This window comes from Ferrimonas balearica, assembly GCF_019802085.1.
Lineage (GTDB): Bacteria > Pseudomonadota > Gammaproteobacteria > Enterobacterales > Shewanellaceae > Ferrimonas > Ferrimonas balearica_B.
Window position 1 is genome coordinate 36358 of record NZ_JAHVHV010000001.1, and the last position, 20995, is coordinate 57352.

At 64.9% G+C, this 20995-nt stretch carries 18 protein-coding genes; 15 read left to right on the forward strand and 3 right to left on the reverse strand.

The features are described 5' to 3' along the window. Window positions 1-21 precede the first annotated feature (21 nt). The 10 genes from KUV81_RS00185 (at window position 22) to KUV81_RS00230 (ending at window position 9778) form a co-directional block, all read left to right on the forward strand. A complete protein-coding gene (locus tag KUV81_RS00185; protein WP_222541829.1) occupies window positions 22-2337 on the forward strand; it encodes a TonB-dependent hemoglobin/transferrin/lactoferrin family receptor in 2316 nt (771 codons plus the stop codon). Window positions 2338-2534: 197 nt separating this feature from the next. After that, window positions 2535-3791, forward strand: coding sequence for a serine hydroxymethyltransferase (glyA, locus tag KUV81_RS00190; RefSeq protein ID WP_222541830.1), 1257 nt, complete (start codon window positions 2535-2537; stop codon window positions 3789-3791). A gap of 144 nt (window positions 3792-3935) precedes the next feature. Continuing rightward, window positions 3936-4388 (forward strand): transcriptional regulator NrdR, encoded by a 453-nt coding sequence (gene nrdR / locus KUV81_RS00195; RefSeq protein WP_222541831.1) that lies wholly within the window; start codon window positions 3936-3938, stop codon window positions 4386-4388. Continuing rightward, a complete protein-coding gene (ribD, locus tag KUV81_RS00200) occupies window positions 4388-5509 on the forward strand; it encodes a bifunctional diaminohydroxyphosphoribosylaminopyrimidine deaminase/5-amino-6-(5-phosphoribosylamino)uracil reductase RibD (protein ID WP_222541832.1) in 1122 nt (373 codons plus the stop codon). The genes nrdR and ribD overlap by 1 nt, the downstream gene beginning before the upstream one ends. Next, window positions 5510-6163: a riboflavin synthase gene (locus KUV81_RS00205; protein WP_222541833.1), complete on the forward strand. Its 654-nt coding sequence runs from the start codon at window positions 5510-5512 to the stop codon at window positions 6161-6163. It abuts the gene before it with no gap. A gap of 18 nt (window positions 6164-6181) precedes the next feature. Then, window positions 6182-7276, forward strand: a complete 1095-nt coding sequence (gene ribBA, locus KUV81_RS00210; RefSeq protein WP_222541834.1) for a bifunctional 3,4-dihydroxy-2-butanone-4-phosphate synthase/GTP cyclohydrolase II — start codon at window positions 6182-6184, stop codon at window positions 7274-7276. 100 nt (window positions 7277-7376) lie between these two features. Further along, window positions 7377-7844, forward strand: a complete 468-nt coding sequence (gene ribE, locus KUV81_RS00215; RefSeq protein ID WP_222206805.1) for a 6,7-dimethyl-8-ribityllumazine synthase — start codon at window positions 7377-7379, stop codon at window positions 7842-7844. A 15-nt stretch (window positions 7845-7859) separates the two neighbouring features. Continuing rightward, window positions 7860-8270, forward strand: a complete 411-nt coding sequence (gene nusB / locus KUV81_RS00220; protein ID WP_222541835.1) for a transcription antitermination factor NusB — start codon at window positions 7860-7862, stop codon at window positions 8268-8270. A 51-nt stretch (window positions 8271-8321) separates the two neighbouring features. Continuing rightward, a complete protein-coding gene (gene thiL, locus KUV81_RS00225) occupies window positions 8322-9290 on the forward strand; it encodes a thiamine-phosphate kinase (protein WP_222541836.1) in 969 nt (322 codons plus the stop codon). Then, on the forward strand, window positions 9287-9778 hold the full coding sequence (locus KUV81_RS00230) for a phosphatidylglycerophosphatase A (RefSeq protein ID WP_222541837.1): 492 nt from the start codon (window positions 9287-9289) through the stop codon (window positions 9776-9778). The genes thiL and KUV81_RS00230 overlap by 4 nt, the downstream gene beginning before the upstream one ends. Before the next feature lie 53 nt (window positions 9779-9831). On the opposite strand, the gene KUV81_RS00235 is transcribed toward KUV81_RS00230, so the two are convergent. Genes KUV81_RS00235 through barA form a run of 3 tightly spaced genes read right to left on the reverse strand, consistent with a single transcriptional unit; the run spans window position 9832 to window position 13373 of the window. Further along, window positions 9832-10035 (reverse strand): DUF2986 domain-containing protein, encoded by a 204-nt coding sequence (locus KUV81_RS00235; RefSeq protein WP_222541838.1) that lies wholly within the window; start codon window positions 10033-10035, stop codon window positions 9832-9834. A 6-nt stretch (window positions 10036-10041) separates the two neighbouring features. Beyond that, on the reverse strand, window positions 10042-10647 hold the full coding sequence (locus KUV81_RS00240; RefSeq protein ID WP_222541839.1) for a YjaG family protein: 606 nt from the start codon (window positions 10645-10647) through the stop codon (window positions 10042-10044). An 11-nt stretch (window positions 10648-10658) separates the two neighbouring features. Next, entirely contained in the window at window positions 10659-13373 is a 2715-nt protein-coding gene (gene barA, locus KUV81_RS00245; RefSeq protein ID WP_222541840.1) for a two-component sensor histidine kinase BarA, read from the reverse strand. Between the two features lie 74 nt (window positions 13374-13447). Here barA and rlmD point away from each other — a divergent pair, with 74 nt between their 5' ends. From rlmD to eno, 5 genes are all read left to right on the forward strand, one after another. Beyond that, entirely contained in the window at window positions 13448-14791 is a 1344-nt protein-coding gene (rlmD, locus tag KUV81_RS00250) for a 23S rRNA (uracil(1939)-C(5))-methyltransferase RlmD (protein ID WP_222541841.1), read from the forward strand. A 29-nt stretch (window positions 14792-14820) separates the two neighbouring features. After that, window positions 14821-17016, forward strand: a complete 2196-nt coding sequence (gene relA / locus KUV81_RS00255) for a GTP diphosphokinase (RefSeq protein ID WP_222541842.1) — start codon at window positions 14821-14823, stop codon at window positions 17014-17016. Then, complete coding sequence (mazG, locus tag KUV81_RS00260; protein WP_222541843.1) at window positions 17013-17819, forward strand: nucleoside triphosphate pyrophosphohydrolase; 807 nt, start codon at window positions 17013-17015, stop codon at window positions 17817-17819. Before relA ends, mazG begins: the two co-directional genes overlap by 4 nt. 113 nt (window positions 17820-17932) lie before the next feature. Further along, window positions 17933-19567, forward strand: coding sequence for a CTP synthase (locus KUV81_RS00265; RefSeq protein ID WP_222541844.1), 1635 nt, complete (start codon window positions 17933-17935; stop codon window positions 19565-19567). 69 nt (window positions 19568-19636) lie between these two features. Then, window positions 19637-20932, forward strand: coding sequence for a phosphopyruvate hydratase (gene eno / locus KUV81_RS00270; protein ID WP_222541845.1), 1296 nt, complete (start codon window positions 19637-19639; stop codon window positions 20930-20932). Window positions 20933-20995 lie beyond the last annotated feature (63 nt).

Sequence of the window (20995 nt, forward strand, 5' to 3'; positions counted from 1 at the left end):
CCAGGTTAGGTGACGTACACAATGAAAACCCGCCCTTTGAGCACGGTCAGCGCCGCCGTGTTGTCCGCCCTCGCTCTGCCCGCCCTGGCCGAGCACGATGAGGCCCCCTCCCACCGCCAGGCCCAAGAGGTGATGGTGGTCTCCGGCTCCCGTCTGGAGCAGAGCCTGGACCAGGTGGCCGGCTCCGTGGTGGTGATCGACGAAGAGAGCATCGCCCGCAACATGAGCACCGATTTCGCCTCGCTGTTCCGCAACGAGTCCGCGGTGGACGTCAAGGGGGGCGCCGGTAAGCCCACCTCGGTGACCATCCGGGGGATCGGCGGCAACCGGGTGATGATGGTCAAGGACGGGGTGCGGGTGAACAACCAGTACGCCTCGCCGCTGGGCCCGGGGGCCGAGGGCACCGGCCGGGGCCTGACCGAGGTGGAGACCCTCAAGCAGGTGGAAGTGGTCAAGGCGGCCGCCTCCACCATGTACGGCTCCGACGCCCTGGGGGGCGTGGTGGTGATGAACACCAAGGACGCCACCGACTACCTGCTGGGTGAGTCCACCTACTTCTCCGCCAACGCCGGCTACACCGGCATGAACAACGAATGGACCGCCGGCTTCACCGGCGCCGCCGCCTACGGCAACTTCGAGAACCTGCTGACGGTTCAGCACCGCAACGGCGAAGAGCAGCAGAACTACGACGGCACCCTGCCGGACAGCGATCTGGTCAACAACAGCGTGCTGTTCAAGAGCAAGTACCTGCTCAACGATCACACCAATGTTCAGCTGACCCTGGACTACCTGGAGCAGCAGCTGGACCGCTGGGAACAGCGGGAGTACGACGGCGAGCGCAACGAGGACCGGGATCTCGACCGTGGCACCCAGGTGTTCAACGGCTCCCTGCGCCTGCGCTCCGACAAGGCCACCTTGCTGCACGACAACCTGGACGTGGTGATGTACTACGGCTTCACCGATCAGAACGAACACCGCGACTACTTCGCCGTGGCCGACGATCAGCGCCAGGGGATGACCGAGTTCCGCGATTACAACTTCGAGGAGTCCCGCATCGGTCTGGCCAGCACCTTTGGCAAGTACATCGGCGGCGACAGCTACGGCCACCAGCTGACCTTCGGCCTGGACGTCGAGTCCTCCACCATGACCCGCCACCGCACCTACTACACCCCCGGTGAGAGCGGCGGCTGGGTGGGCGAGGACCAGTTTGCCTTCGCCGATACCGACAGCCTGCGGGTGGGCGCCTTTATCCAGGACGACATCAGCCTGCTCGACGGCAAGCTGAACCTGATCGCCGGCCTGCGCTACGACTACTACCGCAACACCCCGGACGCGCAGATGGCCGAGGACGCCGGGCGCGATCCCGAGGACTTCCAGCAGATGAGCGAAAGCTTCTGGTCGCCCAAGCTGGGGATGGTGTACCACCTGACCGATGCGGTCAGCGTCTACACCCAGTACGCCTACGGCTACAAGATGCCCACCCCGGATCAGAAGTGGGGTGAGCTGGAGATCCAGGATGGCCGCATGCCCTTCCCCGTGGAGGTGCTGCCCAACTACGACCTGGAGTCCGAGGAGTCTCACACCATCGAGGTGGGCGTGCGCGGCAACCACAACCGCACCAGCTATGAGCTGACCGGTTTCTACACCCAGGCCAAGGACTACATCGACTGGCAGTTCACCGGCGCGCCCCTGTGCAACCCGGGCTACCTGCCGGGCTACGGCTTCGAGCGCTGTGAGCCGGGCAAGATGGATCCCGTGGTGGCGCTGCAGTACGAGTACGTCAACCGCGACCGGGTGGAGATCTACGGCTTCGAAGGCCAGGTCAGCCACTGGTTGACCGACGACATCGAGCTGTGGGGCAACATCACCTACACCTACGGCAAGGATCACAACGGCGACTTCCTCAATACCGTCAGCCCGCTGAAGAGCACCGTCGGGGTGAACGCCTACGCCACCCTGGGCGGCGTGCCCACCACCTTCGGTGGCGTGGTGCGGATGGCCGCCAACATGGATCGCGTCGACAACATGGAGCTGCTGTCCGAGACCTGTTACGAGAGCAGCATCCCCGGCATGCCGGATCTGTGCGTCGGCGGCGACGAGTACAACGAGGTGTACCAGACCGCCGGCTACGCGGTGGTGGACATGACCATGAGCCTGGAGCTGACCCAGCAGTGGCGCCTGCGGACCGGGGTGTTCAACCTGTTCGACAAGGAGTACATCGAGTACGCCGACGTCGCCGGCCAGTCCAAGTACCTGATGGAGAACATGGGGGCCCCGGAGAGCAACTTCACCCAGCCGGGCCGCTACTTCAACCTCAGCATGAACTACCAGTTCTGACCGCGCCCGACGGCGCACCGATAAAAACCGGGCCCAGGCCCGGTTTTTTCATGCCTGAGGAAAAGGGATTTCAGTCGGTGGTTATGGAGCCATCACTGTGACCGGGATCGCAAAAGCTTGGGTTGGGGCGGGGGAGGGAGTACACTGTGGCGCCAACAAAATCCCCCTTACCTCAGAAGACCGCCCAGGAGAGACGGATGCTGGAAAGAAAGATGAACATCGCCGACTTTGACCCGGAACTGTTTGCCGCGATGGAAGCCGAAAAGGTGCGCCAGGAAGAGCACATTGAGCTCATCGCATCCGAAAACTACACCAGCCCCCGGGTGCTGGAAGCCCAGGGCTCCCAGCTGACCAACAAGTACGCCGAGGGCTACCCCCACAAGCGTTACTACGGCGGCTGTGAGCACGTGGACGTGGCCGAGGAGCTGGCCATCGAGCGCGCCAAGCAGCTGTTCGGCGCCGACTACGCCAACGTCCAGCCCCACTCCGGTTCCCAGGCCAACGCCGCGGTGTTCATGGCGCTGCTGCAGCCTGGCGACACCGTGCTGGGCATGAGCCTGGCCCACGGCGGCCACCTGACCCACGGCGCCCACGTCTCCTTCTCCGGTAAGATCTACAACGCGGTGCAGTACGGCATCACTCCGGAAACCGGCGAGATCGATTACGCCGAGGTGCGGGCCCTGGCCCTGGAGCACCAGCCGAAGATGATCATTGCCGGCTTCTCCGCCTACTCCGGCGTCATCGACTGGGGCAAGTTCCGCGCGATCGCCGACGAAGTGGGTGCCTACCTCTTTGTCGACATGGCCCACGTGGCGGGTCTTATCGCCGCCGGTATCTACCCCAATCCGCTGCCTCATGCCCACGTGGTGACCACCACCACCCACAAGACCCTGGCCGGTCCCCGTGGCGGTCTGATCCTCTCCGCCATCGGCGACGAGGCGATCTACAAGAAGCTCAACTCCGCGGTGTTCCCCGGTGGCCAAGGCGGCCCCCTGTGTCACGTCATCGCCGCCAAGGCCGTGGCCTTCAAAGAGGCCCTGCAGCCGGAGTTCAAGAGCTACCAGGAGCAGGTGGTCAAGAACGCCCAGGCGATGGCAGACACCTTCATCAGCCGCGGCTACAAGGTGGTTTCCGGTGGCACCCAGAACCACCTGTTCCTGCTGGATCTCATCGACAAGGAGATCACCGGTAAGGACGCCGACGCCGCCCTGGGTCGCGCCAACATCACGGTGAACAAGAACTCCGTGCCCAACGATCCCCGCAGCCCCTTCGTCACCTCCGGCCTGCGCATCGGCACCCCGGCCCTGACCCGTCGTGGCATCGACGAGGGCGAAGCCCGGGAGCTGACCGGCTGGATCTGCGACATCCTGGACCACTTCGGCGATGAGTCCGTGGTGGAGCGGGTCAAGCAGCAGGTGCTGGAGCTGTGTCAGCGCCACCCGGTCTACGCCTAAACGGCACCGCTTCCAGAGCGTGACCAAGCCCGCCATTTGGCGGGCTTTTGCTTGTCCGAATCTTAACCTTGCGTGCAATATTCGTTATCCTTTGCGGGCAGTTAATCCCAACTTCTTTCCCTTTGCGCAACTCCTGGAGGAGCGATGCACTGTCCCTTCTGTGCCGCCACCGATACCAAGGTGATCGATTCCCGTCTGGTGGCGGACGGCCACCAGGTGCGCCGTCGTCGTGAATGCCTGACCTGCCATGAGCGGTACACCACTTTCGAAACCGCGGAGCTGGTGATGCCCCGCCTGGTGAAATCCGACGGCACCCGCCAGCCCTTCGACGAGGAGAAGCTGCGCCGGGGGCTGCAGCGGGCCCTGGAAAAGCGCCCGGTCAGCACCGAGCAGGTGGAGCAGGCGGTCAGCAAGATCAAGTCCGCCCTGCGCGCCACCGGGGAGCGGGAGGTCAGCTCCCAGCTGCTGGGCAACCTGGTGATGGAGCAGCTGGCCACCCTGGATAAGGTGGCCTACATTCGGTTCGCCTCGGTGTACCGTGCCTTCGATGACCTGTCCCAGTTCGGGGAAGCGATCGCCAGTTTGGAAAAACGCTGATGTTCTCTGCTGATGACGCCCGCCATATGGCGCGGGCGCTGGAGCTGGCCCGTCGCGGTCGGCTCACCACCCGGCCCAACCCCCGGGTCGGCTGCGTCCTGGTCAAGGACGGGGCCGTGGTGGGGGAGGGCTACCACATCAAGGCCGGCGGCCCCCACGCCGAGATCCACGCCCTGGCCGCCGCCGGCGACGCCGCCCGCGGGGCCACCGCCTACGTCACCCTGGAACCCTGCAGCCACTTTGGCCGCACCCCGCCCTGCAGCCAGGCGCTGATCGACGCCGGGGTGGGCCGGGTGATCGCCGCCATGGTGGATCCCAACCCCAAGGTGGCCGGCCGTGGCCTCAAGATGCTGGAAGCGGCGGGGATCCCCACCGCCCACGGCTTGATGGCCCAGGAGGCGGAGGCCCTGAACCCGGGGTTCATCCAGCGCATGAAGACCGGCCGCCCCTATGTCCGCCTCAAGCTGGCCGCCAGCCTGGACGGGCGCACCGCCCTGGCCAATGGCGAGTCCAAGTGGATCACCGGCCCTGAAGCCCGGGCCGACGTGCAGCGCCTGCGGGCGATGAGCGATGCGGTGATCACCGGCGCCGACTCGGTGCTGGCGGACAACCCCAGCATGAACGTGCGCCACGGTGAACTCGGCCACTGGCGCAGTCGCATCGAGGCCAGTGAACTGATGCAGCCCCTGCGGGTGGTGGTGGATGGCCGCGCCCGCCTGGCGCCGCCGCTGAAGATGCTTGAGAGCGACGGCCCGCTGATGCTGGCCAGCGTCCAGCCCTACACCCAGCCCTGGCCGTCCGCTGTGACCACCTGGCTGGGGCCGGACAACGGCGCGGGCAAACTCGATCTGGCGGCCCTGCTCAGCGAGCTGGGGCAACGGGAGATCAACGAGGTGCTGGTGGAGTCCGGCGCCGCCCTGGCCGGGGCCTTTATGGCCGCGGGCCTCTGGGATGAGCTCTGGCTCTACCAGGCGCCAAAATTGATGGGCACTTCGGCCCAAGGTCTGGTAGCCTTGCCCGCCTATGAGTCCATGGCGCAAGTGGCTTCGCTGGCCCTGCGCGACGTGCAGCGGGTCGGCGCCGATCTGCGCCTGATCCTGACCCGCCAGGAGAATCACTGAATGTTTACCGGCATCATCGAAGCGGTCGGCACCCTGAGAAAGCTGGAGTCCCGGGGCGGCGATCTGCGCCTGACCGTGGCCACCGGCCGGCTGCCCCTGGACGACGTCCAGCTCGGCGACAGCATCGCCACCAACGGCGTCTGCCTGACCGTGGTGGCCCTGGGGGCGGATCACTTCGTGGCGGACGTCAGCGCCGAGACCCTGGCGTTGACCAACTTCCCCCATTACGCCGTTGGCCAGAAGGCCAACCTGGAGCGGGCCGTGACCCCCTCCACCCGGCTCGGCGGTCACCTGGTGAGCGGCCACGTTGACGGTGTGGCCGAGGTGGTGGCCCGCCACTCCCGGGCCCGGGCCATCGAATTCTGGCTGGCGGCCCCGGCCGAGCTGGCCCGCTACCTGCCCCACAAGGGGTCGGTTACCGTGGACGGCGTCAGCCTGACCATCAACGAGGTGGACGGCGCCCGCTTCCGCCTGACCATCGTGCCCCACACCGCCCAGGAGACCACCCTGGTGGATCTGGCGGTGGGCGACAGTGTCAACCTGGAGGTGGACCTGCTGGCCCGTTACCTGGAGCGCCTGATGCAACCGGCTGCCGAGTCGACCAACTCCGGGGTCACCCTGGAGATGCTCGCCCGCAGCGGTTTTATGAAGTAATTAAGGAAACCCACAGTCATGGCACTGAATACGATCAACGAACTTATCGACGACATCCGTCAGGGCAAGATGGTGATCCTGATGGACGATGAGGACCGGGAGAACGAGGGCGATCTGATTATGGCCGCCGAGGCGGTCACCCCGGAGGCGATCAACTTCATGGCCCGCTTCGGCCGGGGTCTGATCTGCATGCCGATGAGTGCCGAGCGATGCGATCGCCTGGGGCTGCACCAGATGGTCAGCAACAACACCGAGCAGTACGGCACCGCCTTCACCGTCTCCATCGAGGCCGCCGAAGGGGTGACCACCGGGATCTCCGCCGCCGATCGGGCCCGCACCGTGCTGGCGGCAGTAGCCAAGGACGCCAAGCCCACGGATCTGGTACAGCCGGGCCACATCTTCCCGCTTCGGGCCAAGGACGGTGGAGTGCTCAACCGCGCCGGCCACACCGAAGCGTCCGTGGACCTGGCCCGCCTGGCCGGGTTCGATTCCGCCGCGGTGATCGTGGAGATCCTCAACGAGGACGGCACCATGGCCCGACGCCCCCAGCTGGAGGAGTTTGCCCAGGCCCACGATCTTAAAATGGGCACCATTGCCGATCTCATCGAGTACCGTAATCTCAACGAAACCACCATCACCCGCGAGGTGGAGTGCCGTCTGCCCACCCGCTACGGCGAGTTCGACCTGGTGGGCTACCGCGACACCATCGACGGCCAGTTCCACGTCGCCCTGTGCAAGGGCCCGGTGAGCGACAACAGCCTGGTGCGGGTGCACCTGCACGATCCCATGAAGGATCTGCTGGGGGCCACCGGCGACGCTGCCTGGCCTCTGGACACCGCCATGGCCCGCATCGCCGACGAGGGCGGAGTGCTGGTGATCCTCGGCCGTGAGCACGGTGCCGAAACCCTGCTGGGGCAGCTCAAGCACCTGGCCGAGGCCCAAAGCGGCACCCTGGTGCCCCGCAAACCCCAGGGCGCCTCGCGCACCGTCGGGGTGGGCTCCCAGATCCTGGCGGATCTCGGGGTGCACCGGATGCGCCTGCTGTCCGGTCCCAAGCGCTACCACGCCCTGTCCGGGTTTGGCCTGGAAGTCACCGAATACGTGCAAGAATAACCGCAGGGCGGGCGATGGATGCCGTCGTCCGCTGTGCTATCATTACGCCCACTTTTTTGCCCCCCGCTGACGGGGGCACGGAACAATAACGGAAACAAAGATGAAGGTAATCGAAGGCAACATCGAAGCCAAAGGCGCCAAAATCGCCATCGTGGTCTCCCGTTTCAACAGCTTTATCGTCGACAGCCTGCTCGAAGGCGCGATCGATACCCTCAAGCGGTTCGGTCAGGTGAACGAAGAGGACATTACTGTTGTGCGGGTGCCCGGTGCGTTTGAACTGCCGTTGGCCGCTCGCCGCATCGCCGCCAAAGGGGAGTTCGATGCCATCATCGCCCTGGGTGCCGTGATCCGCGGTGGCACTCCGCACTTCGACTTCGTTGCCGGTGAGTGCAACAAGGGACTGGCCCAGGTGATGCTGGAGTTCGATACTCCGGTGTCCTTCGGGGTACTGACCACCGACACCATCGAGCAAGCCATCGAGCGCGCCGGCACCAAAGCGGGCAACAAGGGCGGCGAAGCGGCCCTGGGTGCGCTGGAGATGGTCAACGTCCTAAACCAACTGGCCTAAGGCCGGAGAGAGTAAGTGAAGCCTTCCGAGCGTCGTAAGGCCCGCCGATTGGCGGTGCAGGCCATCTATTCCTGGCAAATGAGCGGCAACCCCGTTGCCGATATTGAGCACGAGTTCCTCACCGAGCAGGACACCAAGGGCGCCGACATGGCCTACTTCCGTGAGCTGCTGGTGGGGGTGGTCTCCCAATCCAGCAACCTGGACGCCAAGCTGAAGCCCAACCTGGCCCGGCTGGTGGAAGAGGTGGATCAGCTGGAACTGGCGATCCTGCGTCTGGCGGCGTTTGAACTGGTGCATCATGACGATGTCCCTTACAAGGTGGTGATCAACGAAGCCATTGAGCTGGCGAAAGCCTTTGGCGCCGAAGAGAGCCACAAGTTCGTCAATGGGGTGTTGGACAAGTTGGCCAATTCCCTTCGACGTTAAGCGGACTGGACAGACAGGGAGCGCGGCCACATCAGGTGGCCGTGTCACGTTATGGGATCCGAATTTGATGTCATTAAGCGCTACTTCGATCGCCCGGTGCACCGCAAGGATGTGCTCAAGGGCATAGGAGACGATGGCGCGGTGCTGGCCCTGCCGGCCAACAGTGAGCTGGTGGTTTCCACCGACACCCTGGTGTGCGGGACCCACTTCCTGCCGGACATCGCGCCGGCGGACCTGGCCCACAAGGCGGTGGCGGTTAACCTCAGTGACCTGGCCGCCATGGGCGCCGAGCCGGCCTGGATGACCCTGGCCATCACCCTGCCCGGGGAGGACAGCGACTGGTTGCAGGCCTTCTCCGAGGGGCTGCACGAGATCTGCCAGTACTACGGTGTGGCGCTGATCGGCGGCGACACCACCCGGGGGCCGCTGAGCCTGACCGTCACCATCCACGGCCACCTGCCCGAAGGGCGCGCGCTGCTGCGCGACGGGGCCCGCATCGGCGACTGGATCTACGTCACCGGTAACCTGGGGGACAGCGCTGCCGGGCTTCAGTGCCTGCTGGGCCAGCTGGCGCTGGCGCCGGAGGCCACCGAGTACCTGGTGGAGAAGCACCTGCGTCCGCGTCCGCGGCTGCTGGCGGGGCGAGCCCTGCGTGGGCGGGCCTCCAGCGCCATGGATCTCTCCGACGGCCTGGCCTCGGATCTGGGCCACATCCTGGCCGCCTCCGGTGCCGGGGCTCAGCTGGAGCTAGAGCAGTTGCCCATGTCGGCGGTGCTTAAGGGCGCGGTCAGTGCCGAGCGGGCGCTGGAGCTGGCCCTGGCCGGCGGCGAGGACTACGAGCTGCTGTTTACCGTACCGGAAGCGGAGAAGGGCGCCCTGGCCACGGCCTTGGCGGAGACTGGCATCAATCACACCTGCATCGGCCAGATCGTGGCCGGCGAGGGGATCCGTTACCTCAAGGAGGGGGCACCTGTGGAACTGACCCTGTCGGGGTACGATCACTTTAAGGAGCAAGAATGAGCCGCTTTGCGGAGCGTTTGCCGGGGTTGAACCTGGCCAATCCCGTCCACTTCCTCGCCGTGGGGTTCGGCCTGGGCCTGGCCCGCAAGGCCCCCGGCACCTGGGGCACCCTGGCGGCCCTGCCGTTCTATTTCCTGATGGCGGATCTGAGCCTGCCCCTCTACCTGGGGATCACCGTATTGCTGGGTCTGGTGGGGATCTACCTGTGCGGCAAGACCGCCGAGGACATGAACACCCACGACCACCCGGCCATCGTCTGGGATGAGGTGGTGGGCATGCTGATCGCCATGGCGATGCTGCCCGCCGGCTGGGGTTGGGTGGTGGGGGCCTTCGTCGCCTTCCGCTTCTTCGACATCCTCAAGCCCTGGCCCATCCGCCTGCTGGACAAGCATGTCCACGGTGGGTTTGGGATCATGATTGACGATGTGCTGGCGGGGCTCTTTGCCCTGGGCGTGGTGCAGCTGGCCGCCTATCTCCTTATCGGCTGAACCCTTAAGGCAAAAAAAAGCCGCCCCCGGGGCGGCTTTTTTGCGTTTGGCGGTTACCCGTCGGTGGGGCGGGCGGAGGCTTCACCGGTCGTGGCCTTATCGGAGGGGGTCTCGTCAGGCTGACCCTCTTGGGCGGCCAGTTCGGCGCGCTCGGCCTTGGAGACATAGCGGGGCTTGTTGCCCTGGCCCGCCTTCTTGGCCCGCGCCTTCTTCGCTTGCTTGAGCAGGGTCTGCTTGACCTTCTTCTTGCGGTTCACGGCCGATTACTCTTCGCTCAGGGAGACGCCGATGTTGGAGACGCCGCTCTCCCTAAGCTCCTTGCGCAGCCCCTTGATGTCCTCGATGTCCCGGCGGCTCATCTGCTCCACCAGGGCCAGGATCTGGTTCTGGATGTCGCGCTCCTCCTGCATCAGGGGGTGGGCGAAGACAAAATCCTCCAGCGCGTCCTCCTCCAGCTCCGGCGCCTCGCTGGCCTCGATAAAGGCGGCGACGGTGCTGCTGGAGAGTTTGGAGATGTTGACCAGATCGCTCTCCACCTTCTGCTGCAGGGCGGTGAGGATGGTGGTGATCGCCATCAGGGCATCGGTGGCGGGGTAGACGCCGTAGAACTCGTGCTGCTGGGGATCCGGCATCATCTCCTCCAGCTGGTTCATCATCCGCTCGTGGTTGAGCTTCATCTCCTTGCTGTAGAGGGACTGCCACAGCATATCCAGTTGGACCACCGCCTTGTCGCTGCCCTCCGCCTCGGTGATCTCGGCAAACAGCAGGTAGTTGGGCAGCATCCGCTCCGCCAGACAGGTGGCAAAGAGGGTTTTTTGCCACAGGTCGAGGGCTTTGATTCGGCTAAAGAAGCCTTGTTTTGAAGTCATGGGGTTGTCCATCAGGCCACCAGTATCTCTTTGGCGGCGGATTCTACTTTATCCAGCTCGTCGAGCAACTCCAGCAGTTCGGGTTGCAAGTCACTGGACGGGTTGCCCTGCTTGAGGGCGGATTCGATCTGGGCACACAGCTTCTGCAGGGCGGGGACCCCGGAGTAGCAGGTGGCGCCATGCAGCTTGTGGATCACCCGGGCCAGGGTCTCGTCGTTGGCGGGGTTGTCCAGCTGGGCCCGGGTATCGGGGATGCTCTCCAGCAGCATGGCGAGCATCTCCCGGGCCAACTCTTCGTTGCCGCCGGCCTGGCTCAGGGCCAGGGACCAGTCCACCACGGAGCTTTCGATCACCGGTGTGCGCACCCAGCGTTCCAGCACCTGGCGCAGGTCCGCCTCGTCGATGGGTTTGGTCAGGTAATCGTCCATGCCGGAGGCGAGGATCCGGTCCCGCTCGTCGCCGATGGCGTGGGCGGTCACCGCGATGATGGGGCTGTGGCGGTTCAGGGAGTCCAGACGGATCGCCTGGGTGGCCATCAGGCCATCGATGTCCGGCATCTGGATGTCCATAAACACCGCGTCGTAGGCGGTCATCCGGCAGCGGTCTATCGCCTCCTGGCCGCCCCGGGCGGTGTCCACCTGGCCGGCCACTTCCGCCAGCAGGGTGGCAATGAGTTTGAGGTTGGCCTTGTTGTCGTCCACCGCCAGTACCTTGAGGTGGTGCTGGGGGGCGGTCGGGGCCGGCGCCGTTTCGGACTTGGGCAACTGGGCCAGATCCTGCAGGCTTAGGGCCGCGAAAAGCCGACGCTGACTGAGCGGCATGGCCACCAGACGGGCCTTGCCCTGGCTGACCAGCTGCTGGGCCCAGGGCTCCGGTTGCCCTTCGTGCAACAGCAGCAGTTCACCGCCCTTGGCCTCCAGGGTGGGCTGAATCGCCGCCAGGGCGTCGTAACCGGGCACGCTGGCGGTGGCGATCAGGGTGAAATCCAGTGGGGGCTCGCTCACCAAGGTATCGGAGAGCTGCAGCAGACTGGTGGTGGGCAGGGGCTTGGTTTGCCACTGCTCCAGCTGGCTGGCCAGGGCGTTGCGACTGAGACGACGGGACTCCAGCAGGGCGATACGGGCGCCTCTGAGCGGTTCCCGGGGCAGGGGGTCGCTGATGGTGAAGCCGCTTTTCTCGATGCTCAAGGTAAACCAGAAGGTGGAGCCCTGATCCAGGTGGGAGGTGAAGCCGATCTGGCCCTCCATCTGGTTGACCAGGCGCTTGGTGATCACCAGCCCCAGGCCGGTGCCGCCAAAGCGCCGGCTGACGGAGCTGTCCGCCTGGCCGAAGGCCTGGAACAGCATCGATTGCTGATCCTCGGCGATGCCGATACCGGTGTCGGACACCTCGGCCCGCAGCAGTACCCGGTCCGGGGTCTCGTCCGCCAGATCCAGGCTCAGGCGCACACTGCCCTTGTCGGTGAACTTGACCGCATTGCCCACCAGATTGGTGACCACCTGCTGAATTCGCATCACATCGCCGCACAGGCTGTCCGGCACCTGGTCGTCGATCTCCACCACAAACTCCAACCCTTTGTCGTAGGCGGCGCCGGAGAGCAGGGTCAGGGTTTCGTCCAGGGCATCACGCAGGGCGAAAGGCACGTCGTCCAGCACCATCTTGCCCGCCTCCAGTTTGGAGAAGTCGAGGATGTCGTTGATGATCGACAGCAGGTTGGAGGCGCTGCGCTCGATGGTCTTGAGGTAGTCCTTCTGGTTGTCGTGCAGCGGGGTCTTGAGCAGCTGGCGGGTGAAGCCGATGACGCCGTTCAGCGGGGTGCGCAGCTCGTGACTCATGTTGGCCAAAAACTCGGACTTGATGCGGCTGGCCTCCAGGGCCCGCTTCTTGGCGATGTCCAGCTCCACGTTCTGGATCTCAATCTGCTCCAGGGTCTCCCTAAGGTCCGAGGTGGCCTGATCGATGTTCTGCTGCATCTCGTTGTGGTATTCCGACAGCGAGGCGGCCATGGCGTTGATCCCCCGTTTCAGGGAGTCCAGCTCACCGATGAGGTCCCCGTGCAGCCGGGTGTTGAGCTTGCCTTCGCGGATCTTGGCCACCGCCCGCACCATCTCGGTGATGGGCTGGGTGACGTTTTTCAGCAGGCGGAAGGTGAACAGCAGGTTCAGCTGCACCCCGATAAGGACGATGATGAAGGCGGCTACCGCGGCCCGGTACTGCTCCAGCAGCGCCTCGTGCTTGTTTAGCTGCACCGCGATGTACCCCAACTGGGTCTCGCGGCTGGCGCCAAAGGCGATAGCCGCCCCTTCGCTGATCACCGGGGTGCGCAGCACCAGGGAGTCCCCCAGATGCTCCAGTTCGGTGCCCTGGTTGAGGTCCCGGTTGCTGGGCAGCTTGATGAGCTCGAAATCCCGGTGGTATTTGCTGCTGACGAAGATCTGGTTCTGGTTGTCGAACACCGCGATGGACTGCACCAGGCCGGAGTTTTGCCGGTGGGTCAGGTCAATCAGCCGCTTGGTGTACTCGCGGTTGTTCATCAGCAGGCCGTACTCGCTGGCGATGGCCAGCGGCTCGATGATGTTGGTGCCTTGGCGCAGCAGAGTTTGCTCCAGCTCGGAGAAGCGACTGGAGGTGAAGTAGCCCCCAAGCAGCAAGCCCACCAGCATGGTCGGCGCCAAAGCCAGCACCAGGACCCAAGTGCGCAGACTGTATTTGGTCACCGTTTTCATCTATGGGACAATGCCCCCTCTATCCATTGGTCGGCCCCCGCCAGATCCCACTATTGTAATCAACGAAGCTTTTCATGGCACAGTTTTATTCCGCAAAGTCCAACAAAACAAAGCACTTGTCTAAAAAAGTGACCCTGAAACCCGAGGCGCTGGACCACCAGGGGCAGGCGGTGGCGGCGCACCAGGGCAAGGTGGTCTTTGTGCCCGGACTGCTGCCCGGGGAGTCGGCCCAGGTGCAGCTGGTGGAAAACAAGGCCCGCTTTGCCAAGGCCAAGGTACTGAAACGCTTGGAGGACCACCCCCAGCGCATCGCCCCGGCCTGCCCCCATTTTGGCCGTTGCGGAGGCTGCCAGCTTCAGTACGCGCCCACCGAGTTGCAGCGGACGCTCAAGGCCCAGGCCCTGGGGGAGCTGGTGACCAAGCTCTCCGGCCTGGCCCCGATGGAGTGGGCGCCGCCCCTGGTAGGGCCGGACTGGCACTACCGTCGCCGGGCCCGGCTTGGTGCGCGCTGGGATAAGGGGGATCTGGTGCTGGGCTTTCGCCAGGCCAGCAGCAACACCCTGACCCCCATCGACGCCTGCCCGGTGCTGGCCGAGCCCTTGAGTGCGCTGATCGCTCCGCTGCAGGCGGCACTGGCGCCCCTTAAACTGGCCCGCCACCTGGGCCACATCGACCTGATGCTGGCCAGCGAAGGGTCGGTGGCGGTGCTGCGTCTGCTCAAGCCCCTGCGGGACGACGAGCGACCGGCTCTGGCGGATTTTGCCCAACATCACGGCGTGACACTGCTGCTCCAGGGCGAGTCTCTGACCACCCTGGACGGCGCAACCGTCACCCCGCTGCATTACGGCATCGGGCCGGGCCGGCCGGAACCGGCGTTTCTGCCCGGGGATTTTTTCCAGGTTAACGATGCGGTCAACCAGGGGATGGTCAGCCAGGCCATCGACTGGCTGGCCCCGCAACCGGATGAGAAGGGGCTGGACCTGTTCTGTGGCGGCGGCAACTTCACCCTGGCACTGGCGGGATTGAGTCAGGAGGTGATCGGCGTCGAAGGGGTCCCCACCATGGTCGAGCGGGCCCGTCAGCGGGCCGAAGAGCTGGGGCTGACCCAGCTGCGGTTCGAGGCGGCGGATCTCAACGGCGAGGATCCCAAGGCGAAGTGGCTCCAGGATATCGACTGGGTGCTGCTGGACCCGGCCCGCGCCGGGGCGCCGGGGGTGATGGCCTGGCTGGCCCGATTGCGCCCCGGCCGTATCCTCTACGTCTCCTGCCACCCCGCCAGCCTGGGGCGCGACGCGAAAGTGCTCGCCCAGCAGGGGTATCGCCTGACTAGACTTGGACTGGTGGACATGTTCCCGCATACTCATCACCTCGAGTCGATGGCGCTGTTTGAGCCTGATTTCACCAAACATCCTAAGTAGTTGGTTGCGCAAGGAGGGGAACGCACACCATGGTATCGGTCCGTCAAATCCACTTTGGAGAATCCCCCCAGGCCCTGGTCCAGTGGCTGGAGGGACTCGACCTCACCCATTCCCAGCAGCAGGTGCTGGCCCAGTGCTACCAGGAGTGCGAAGCCCTGCCCAGCGAAGACAGCGAGCAACACCAGGCCCTGCTGATGCGGGCCCGGGAGATGATCGAGATCCTGCTGCCCCTCAATATGGACCTGGATACCCTCAAGGCCAGCCTGCTCTACGTCATGCTGGACGCCGGCCTGCTGGACGGGGAAACCCTGGAGGAGCGCCAGGGCACCGCCATGGCCACCCTGGTGCAGTCGGTGGTGGTGATGGACGCCATCCGCACCCTGCGTCAGCAGAGTGCCCCGGGCAGCAACCAGATTGAGAACCTGCGCAAGATGCTGCTGGCCATGGTGGAGGACGTGCGCGCCGTGGTGATCAAGCTGGCGGAGGCCGTGGTCTTGCTGCGGGAGGTGAAAAACGCCGACGAGGAGACCCGGGTGGTGCTGGCCCGGGAGGTGCGCGACGTGCACGCTCCCCTGGCCAACCGGCTGGGGATCGGTCAGCTCAAGTGGGAGCTGGAGGATCTCGCCTTCCGCTACCTGCACCCGGACACCTACATGGAGATCGCCCGCTGGCTGGACGGCAAACGGCTGGACCGGGAGCAGTACATCGACCAGTTCGTCTCCGGGCTGCAGGCCTCGCTGGACGACGAGGCGATCCGCGCCGAAGTCTCCGGCAGGCCCAAGCACATCTACAGCATCTGGCGAAAGATGCAGAAGAAGAACCTGGCCTTCGACGAGCTGTTCGACGTGCGCGCCGTGCGCATCATCGCCGAGCGGCTGCAGGACTGCTACGGCGCCCTGGGCGTGGTGCACACCCACTGGCACCACCTGCCCAACGAATTTGACGACTACATCGCCACCCCCAAGCCCAACGGTTACCAGTCCATCCACACCGTGGTGATGGGCCCCCAGGGCAAGACGGTGGAGATCCAGATCCGCACCCGGGCGATGCACGAAGACGCCGAGCTGGGGGTCGCCGCCCACTGGAAGTACAAAGAGGGCAGCGGCGGCAGCAAAACCAGCGGGTTCGAGGACAAGATCAACTGGCTGCGCAAGATCCTCGCCTGGCAGGAGGACGTGGTGGAGTCCGGCAACCTGGTGGAGGAGATCCGCTCCCAGGTGTTCGAAGACCGGGTCTACATCTTCACCCCCAAGGGGGAGGTGGTGGATCTGCCCGCCGGCTCCACGGTGCTGGACTTTGCCTACTACATCCACTCCCAGGTGGGCCACAAGTGCATCGGCGCCAAGATCGACGGCCGTATTGTGCCCTTCACCACCTTGGTGGAGACCGGCCAGCGGGTGGAGATCATCACCGCCAAGCAGCCCAATCCCAAGCGCGACTGGCTCAACCCCAACCTGGGCTACATCAAGACCAGCCGGGCCCGGGGCAAGATCCAGAGCTGGTTCAAGCAGCAGGACAAGGACAAGAACCTGGTGGCCGGCCGGGAGATGCTGGAGGCGGAGCTGACCAAGGTGGGGCTGACCCTGGCGGACACCGACTCCGCCATCGAGCGGTTCAATATGCACACCCTGGATGACCTGCTGGCGGCCATCGGCGGCGGCGACGTGCGCCTCAACCAGGTGGTCAACCACCTGCAAAGCCGTCTGCAGCGCGAGGAGTTCGACGAAGAGCAGGCCCTGGAGGAGCTGATCAGCAAGCCGGCGGCGCGCCGCCGCAGCCAGGGCCACATCGAGGTCAACGGCGTCGGCAACCTGATGACCCACATGGCCAAGTGCTGTGAGCCCTTGCCTGGCGACACCATCTACGGCTACATCACCCAGGGCCGCGGCGTCTCGGTACATCGGGAGTCCTGTGAGCAGCTGGCCGGTCTGCTGGAGCGCCACCCGGAGCGGGGGGTCGAGGTGGTCTGGGGCGAGAACTACAGCGGTGGCCACAGCGTCAGCCTGCGGGTGGTGGCCAACGACCGCTCCGGTTTGCTGCGGGACGTCACCACCTTGCTGGCCAACGAGAAGAGCAACGTGCTGGAGATGCGCAGCCACTCCGACACCAAGCAGCAGACCGCCGCCATCGATCTCAAGATGGAGCTCTACAACATGGAATCCCTAAGCCGGATCTTAAGCCGCCTGAGTCAGCTGCCCGGCGTCATCGAGGCCAAACGACTGTGACCCTTGCCCTGCCTGAGCACCCCATCGAACGCTTGCTGGCCATCATGGCCGCCCTGCGCCATCCGGAGCAGGGCTGCCCCTGGGACCGCAAGCAGACCTTCGAAACCATAGTGCCCCACACCCTGGAGGAGGCCTACGAGGTGGCCGACACCATCGAGCGGGGCGATTGGGCGGAGCTGCCCGGAGAGCTGGGGGATCTGCTGTTCCAGGTGGTGTTCTACGCCCGCATCGCCGAGGAGCGGGGTCAGTTCGACTTTCTCGCGGTGGTGGCCCAGCTTAACGACAAGCTGGTCCATCGCCACCCCCACGTGTTCGCCGGGCTTGAGGTGGACGAGGCCACCATCAAGGCCAACTGGGAGAGCGGCAAGGCCCAGGAACGGGCCGACAAGGCCCAGCACTCGGCGCTGGACAACGTGCCGCTGAACCTGCCGGCCCTCTCCCGCAGCGTCAAGCTGCAGAAGCGCGCCTCCCGGGTGGGGTTTGACTGGGATAGCCTGGAGCCTGTGGTGGCGAAGGTGGCCGAGGAGATCGACGAGGTGATGGCGGAGACCCGCCAGGCCGTGGTCGAACCGGCCCGGGTGGAGGAGGAGATGGGGGACCTGCTGTTTGCCGTCACCAACCTGGCCCGTCACCTCAAGGTGGACCCTGAGCAGGCCCTGCGCCGGGCCAATGCCAAGTTCGAGCGCCGCTTCCGCCAGGTGGAGGGCTGCTGCGCCGAGGCCGGGGTTGAGCCACAGGAGGCCGGGCTCGACCAACTGGAGGCGTTTTGGCAGTCGATTAAGGCCAGGGAAAAGCAGGAATAAGAGCGTCGACAATTGTTCGCTCTGGGAGGCTCTGGTATAATGTGCTCCCGTCCTATTAGTGGTTATCGCAGCCCCTGCGATGCCACGAAGTTCCCAATTTTCTCAGGTTCAGCATGACTACAAACTACATCTTCGTTACGGGCGGGGTGGTCTCCTCCTTGGGTAAAGGTATTGCGGCCGCGTCCGTGGCTGCCTTGCTGGAGGCCCGCGGCCTCAACGTCACCATCATGAAACTGGATCCCTACATCAACGTGGATCCGGGCACCATGAGCCCCACTCAGCATGGGGAGGTGTTTGTCACCGAGGATGGCGCCGAGACCGATCTGGACCTGGGCCACTACGAGCGCTTCATCCGCACCAAGATGACCAAGCGCAACAACTTCACCACCGGCCGGATCTACTCCGACGTGCTGCGCAAAGAGCGCCGCGGTGACTACCTGGGGGCCACCATCCAGGTGATCCCCCACATCACCAACGCCATCAAGGAGCGGGTGATCGCCGGTGCCGAGGGTCACGACGTGGCCATCGTTGAGGTGGGCGGCACCGTGGGGGACATCGAGTCCCTGCCGTTCCTCGAAGCCCTGCGTCAGCTGGCGGTGGAACTGGGCCGCGAGCGGGCCATGTTCATGCACCTGACCCTGGTGCCCTACCTGGCCGCCGCCGGCGAGGTGAAAACCAAGCCCACCCAGCACTCCGTTAAAGAGCTGCTCTCCATCGGCATTCAGCCGGACGTGCTGGTGTGCCGCTCCGACCGCGCCATCCCCGCCAACGAGCGCAAGAAGATCGCCCTGTTCTGCAACGTGCAGGAGAAGGCGGTGGTGTCCATGAAGGACGTGGACAGCATCTACAAGATCCCGGCCCTGCTCAAATCCCAGGGCGTGGACGACCTGTTCGTGCAGCGCTTCGGCCTGAACAGCCCGGACGCGGATCTGAACGAGTGGGAGAAGGTGATCTACGAAGAGGCCAACCCCACCGGCGAAGTCACCATCGGCATGGTGGGCAAATACGTGGAGCTGCCGGACGCTTACAAGTCCGTCAACGAAGCGCTCAAGCACGCCGGTCTGAAGAACCGTCTGCAGGTCAACATCAAGTACATCGATTCCCAGGACGTGGAGTCCAAGGGCGAAGAGGCCCTGCAGGGGATCGACGGGATCCTGGTGCCCGGCGGTTTCGGCGAGCGTGGTGTGGAAGGCAAGATCCAGGCCGCCCGCTTTGCCCGTGAGAACAACCTGCCTTACTTTGGGATCTGCCTGGGGATGCAGGTGGCGCTGATCGAGTACGCCCGCAACATGGCCGGCCTCAAGGGCGCCCACTCCTCCGAGTTCGACAAGAGCTCCAAGCACCAGGTGGTGGGCCTCATCACCGAGTGGCTGGACGCCGAGGGCAACGTGGAGGAGCGCTCCGAGAGCTCCGATCTGGGGGGCACCATGCGCCTGGGTGCGCAGCTGTGCCACCTGATCCCGGGCACCAAGGCCCACGCCCTGTACGGCAACGACACCTGCGTCGAGCGCCACCGTCACCGCTACGAAGTGAACAACCACTATCGTGAAAAGCTGGAAAAGGCAGGCCTGGTGTTCTCCGGTCTCTCCGCAGACAAGAAGTTGGTGGAGATGATCGAGATCCCCAGCCATCCTTTCTTCGTGGCCGGGCAGTTCCACCCCGAATTCACCTCCACCCCGCGGGACGGGCACCCTCTGTTCGAGGGCTTCGTCAAGGCGGCGGGTGAGTTCAGCAAAAGCGTCAGCTGAACCTGATTTACTAAGCCGGGCCCGAGGGTCCGGCTTTTCTGTTTTTGGAAAACACTGAGGAAGCTAATGATGGCTAAAATCGTCAAGGTACTGGGCCGTGAAGTGATGGATTCCCGTGGTAACCCCACGGTGGAAGCGGAAGTGCACCTGGAAGGGGGCTTTATCGGCATGGCCTGTGCGCCGTCCGGCGCCTCCACCGGCACCCGCGAAGCCCTGGAACTGCGCGACGGTGACAAGTCCCGTTACCTGGGTAAAGGCGTGCTCAAGGCCGTGGCCAACGTCAACGGCCCCATCGCCGATGCCCTGATCGGCCAGGACGCCCTCCAGCAGCGCGCCCTCGACCAGGTGATGATCGACCTGGACGGCACAGAGAACAAAGACAAGCTGGGCGCCAACGCCATCCTGGCGGTCTCCCTGGCCGCCGCCAAGGCCGCCGCGGCCGCCAAGGGGATGCCCCTGTACGCCCACATCGCCGAGCTCAACGGCACCCCGGGGGTCTACTCCATGCCCCTGCCGATGATGAACATCCTCAACGGTGGTGAGCACGCCGACAACAACGTCGACATCCAGGAGTTCATGATCCAGCCGGTCTCCGCGCCGAACTTCCGCGAAGGCCTGCGCATGGGCGCCGAGATCTTCCACGCCCTGAAAAAGGTGCTCTCCGCCAAGGGGCTAAACACCGCGGTGGGTGACGAGGGCGGCTTTGCCCCCAACCTGGCCTCCAACGCCGACGCCCTGGCGGTGATCAAAGAAGCGGTGGAAGCGGCCGGCTACGTGCTGGGCACCGACGTGACCCTGGCCCTGGACTGCGCCGCCTCCGAGTTCTACAAAGACGGCCAGTACGTGCTGGCGGGGGAGGGCAAGAGCTTCGACGCCAACGGCTTCTCCGACTACCTGGCGGACCTGACCGCGCGCTACCCCATCATCTCCATCGAGGATGGCCTGGACGAGTCCGACTGGGATGGCTGGGCCTACCAGACCCAGATCCTGGGCGACAAGATCCAGCTGGTGGGCGACGACCTGTTCGTCACCAACACCAAGATCCTCAAGCGCGGTATCGACAACAAGATCGGCAACGCCATCCTCATCAAGTTCAACCAGATCGGCTCCCTGTCCGAGACCCTGGACGCCATCAAGATGGCCAAGGACGCCGGCTTCACCGCGGTGATCTCCCACCGCTCCGGTGAAACCGAGGACGCCACCATCGCCGATCTGGCGGTGGGCACCGCCGCCGGCCAGATCAAGACCGGCTCCCTGTGCCGCTCCGACCGCGTCGCCAAGTACAACCAGCTGCTGCGCATCGAGGAGCAGCTGGGTGAGCAGGCCCCCTACCGCGGCCGCTCCGAGGTGAACGGCCAGACCTAAGGGCACTGCTCCTGACCAGAAAAGCCGCCTTCGGGCGGCTTTTTGCTTTTCTTTTTCCGGCGC

Bases quoted from the DNA above. Each gene is read 5' to 3' on its own strand.
- KUV81_RS00185 (WP_222541829.1), top strand. From the start codon at position 22: ATGAAAACCCGCCCTTTGAGCACGGTCAGCGCCGCCGTGTTGTCCGCC.
- ribE (WP_222206805.1), top strand. From the start codon at position 7,377: ATGAAGGTAATCGAAGGCAACATCGAAGCCAAAGGCGCCAAAATCGCC.
- ribD (WP_222541832.1), top strand. From the start codon at position 4,388: ATGTTCTCTGCTGATGACGCCCGCCATATGGCGCGGGCGCTGGAGCTG.
- ribBA (WP_222541834.1), top strand. From the start codon at position 6,182: ATGGCACTGAATACGATCAACGAACTTATCGACGACATCCGTCAGGGC.
- KUV81_RS00205 (WP_222541833.1), top strand. From the start codon at position 5,510: ATGTTTACCGGCATCATCGAAGCGGTCGGCACCCTGAGAAAGCTGGAG.
- KUV81_RS00265 (WP_222541844.1), top strand. From the start codon at position 17,933: ATGACTACAAACTACATCTTCGTTACGGGCGGGGTGGTCTCCTCCTTG.
- nrdR (WP_222541831.1), top strand. From the start codon at position 3,936: ATGCACTGTCCCTTCTGTGCCGCCACCGATACCAAGGTGATCGATTCC.
- glyA (WP_222541830.1), top strand. From the start codon at position 2,535: ATGCTGGAAAGAAAGATGAACATCGCCGACTTTGACCCGGAACTGTTT.
- KUV81_RS00230 (WP_222541837.1), top strand. From the start codon at position 9,287: ATGAGCCGCTTTGCGGAGCGTTTGCCGGGGTTGAACCTGGCCAATCCC.
- barA (WP_222541840.1), bottom strand. From the start codon at position 13,373: ATGAAAACGGTGACCAAATACAGTCTGCGCACTTGGGTCCTGGTGCTG.
- relA (WP_222541842.1), top strand. From the start codon at position 14,821: ATGGTATCGGTCCGTCAAATCCACTTTGGAGAATCCCCCCAGGCCCTG.
- rlmD (WP_222541841.1), top strand. From the start codon at position 13,448: ATGGCACAGTTTTATTCCGCAAAGTCCAACAAAACAAAGCACTTGTCT.
- eno (WP_222541845.1), top strand. From the start codon at position 19,637: ATGGCTAAAATCGTCAAGGTACTGGGCCGTGAAGTGATGGATTCCCGT.
- KUV81_RS00240 (WP_222541839.1), bottom strand. From the start codon at position 10,647: ATGACTTCAAAACAAGGCTTCTTTAGCCGAATCAAAGCCCTCGACCTG.
- thiL (WP_222541836.1), top strand. From the start codon at position 8,322: ATGGGATCCGAATTTGATGTCATTAAGCGCTACTTCGATCGCCCGGTG.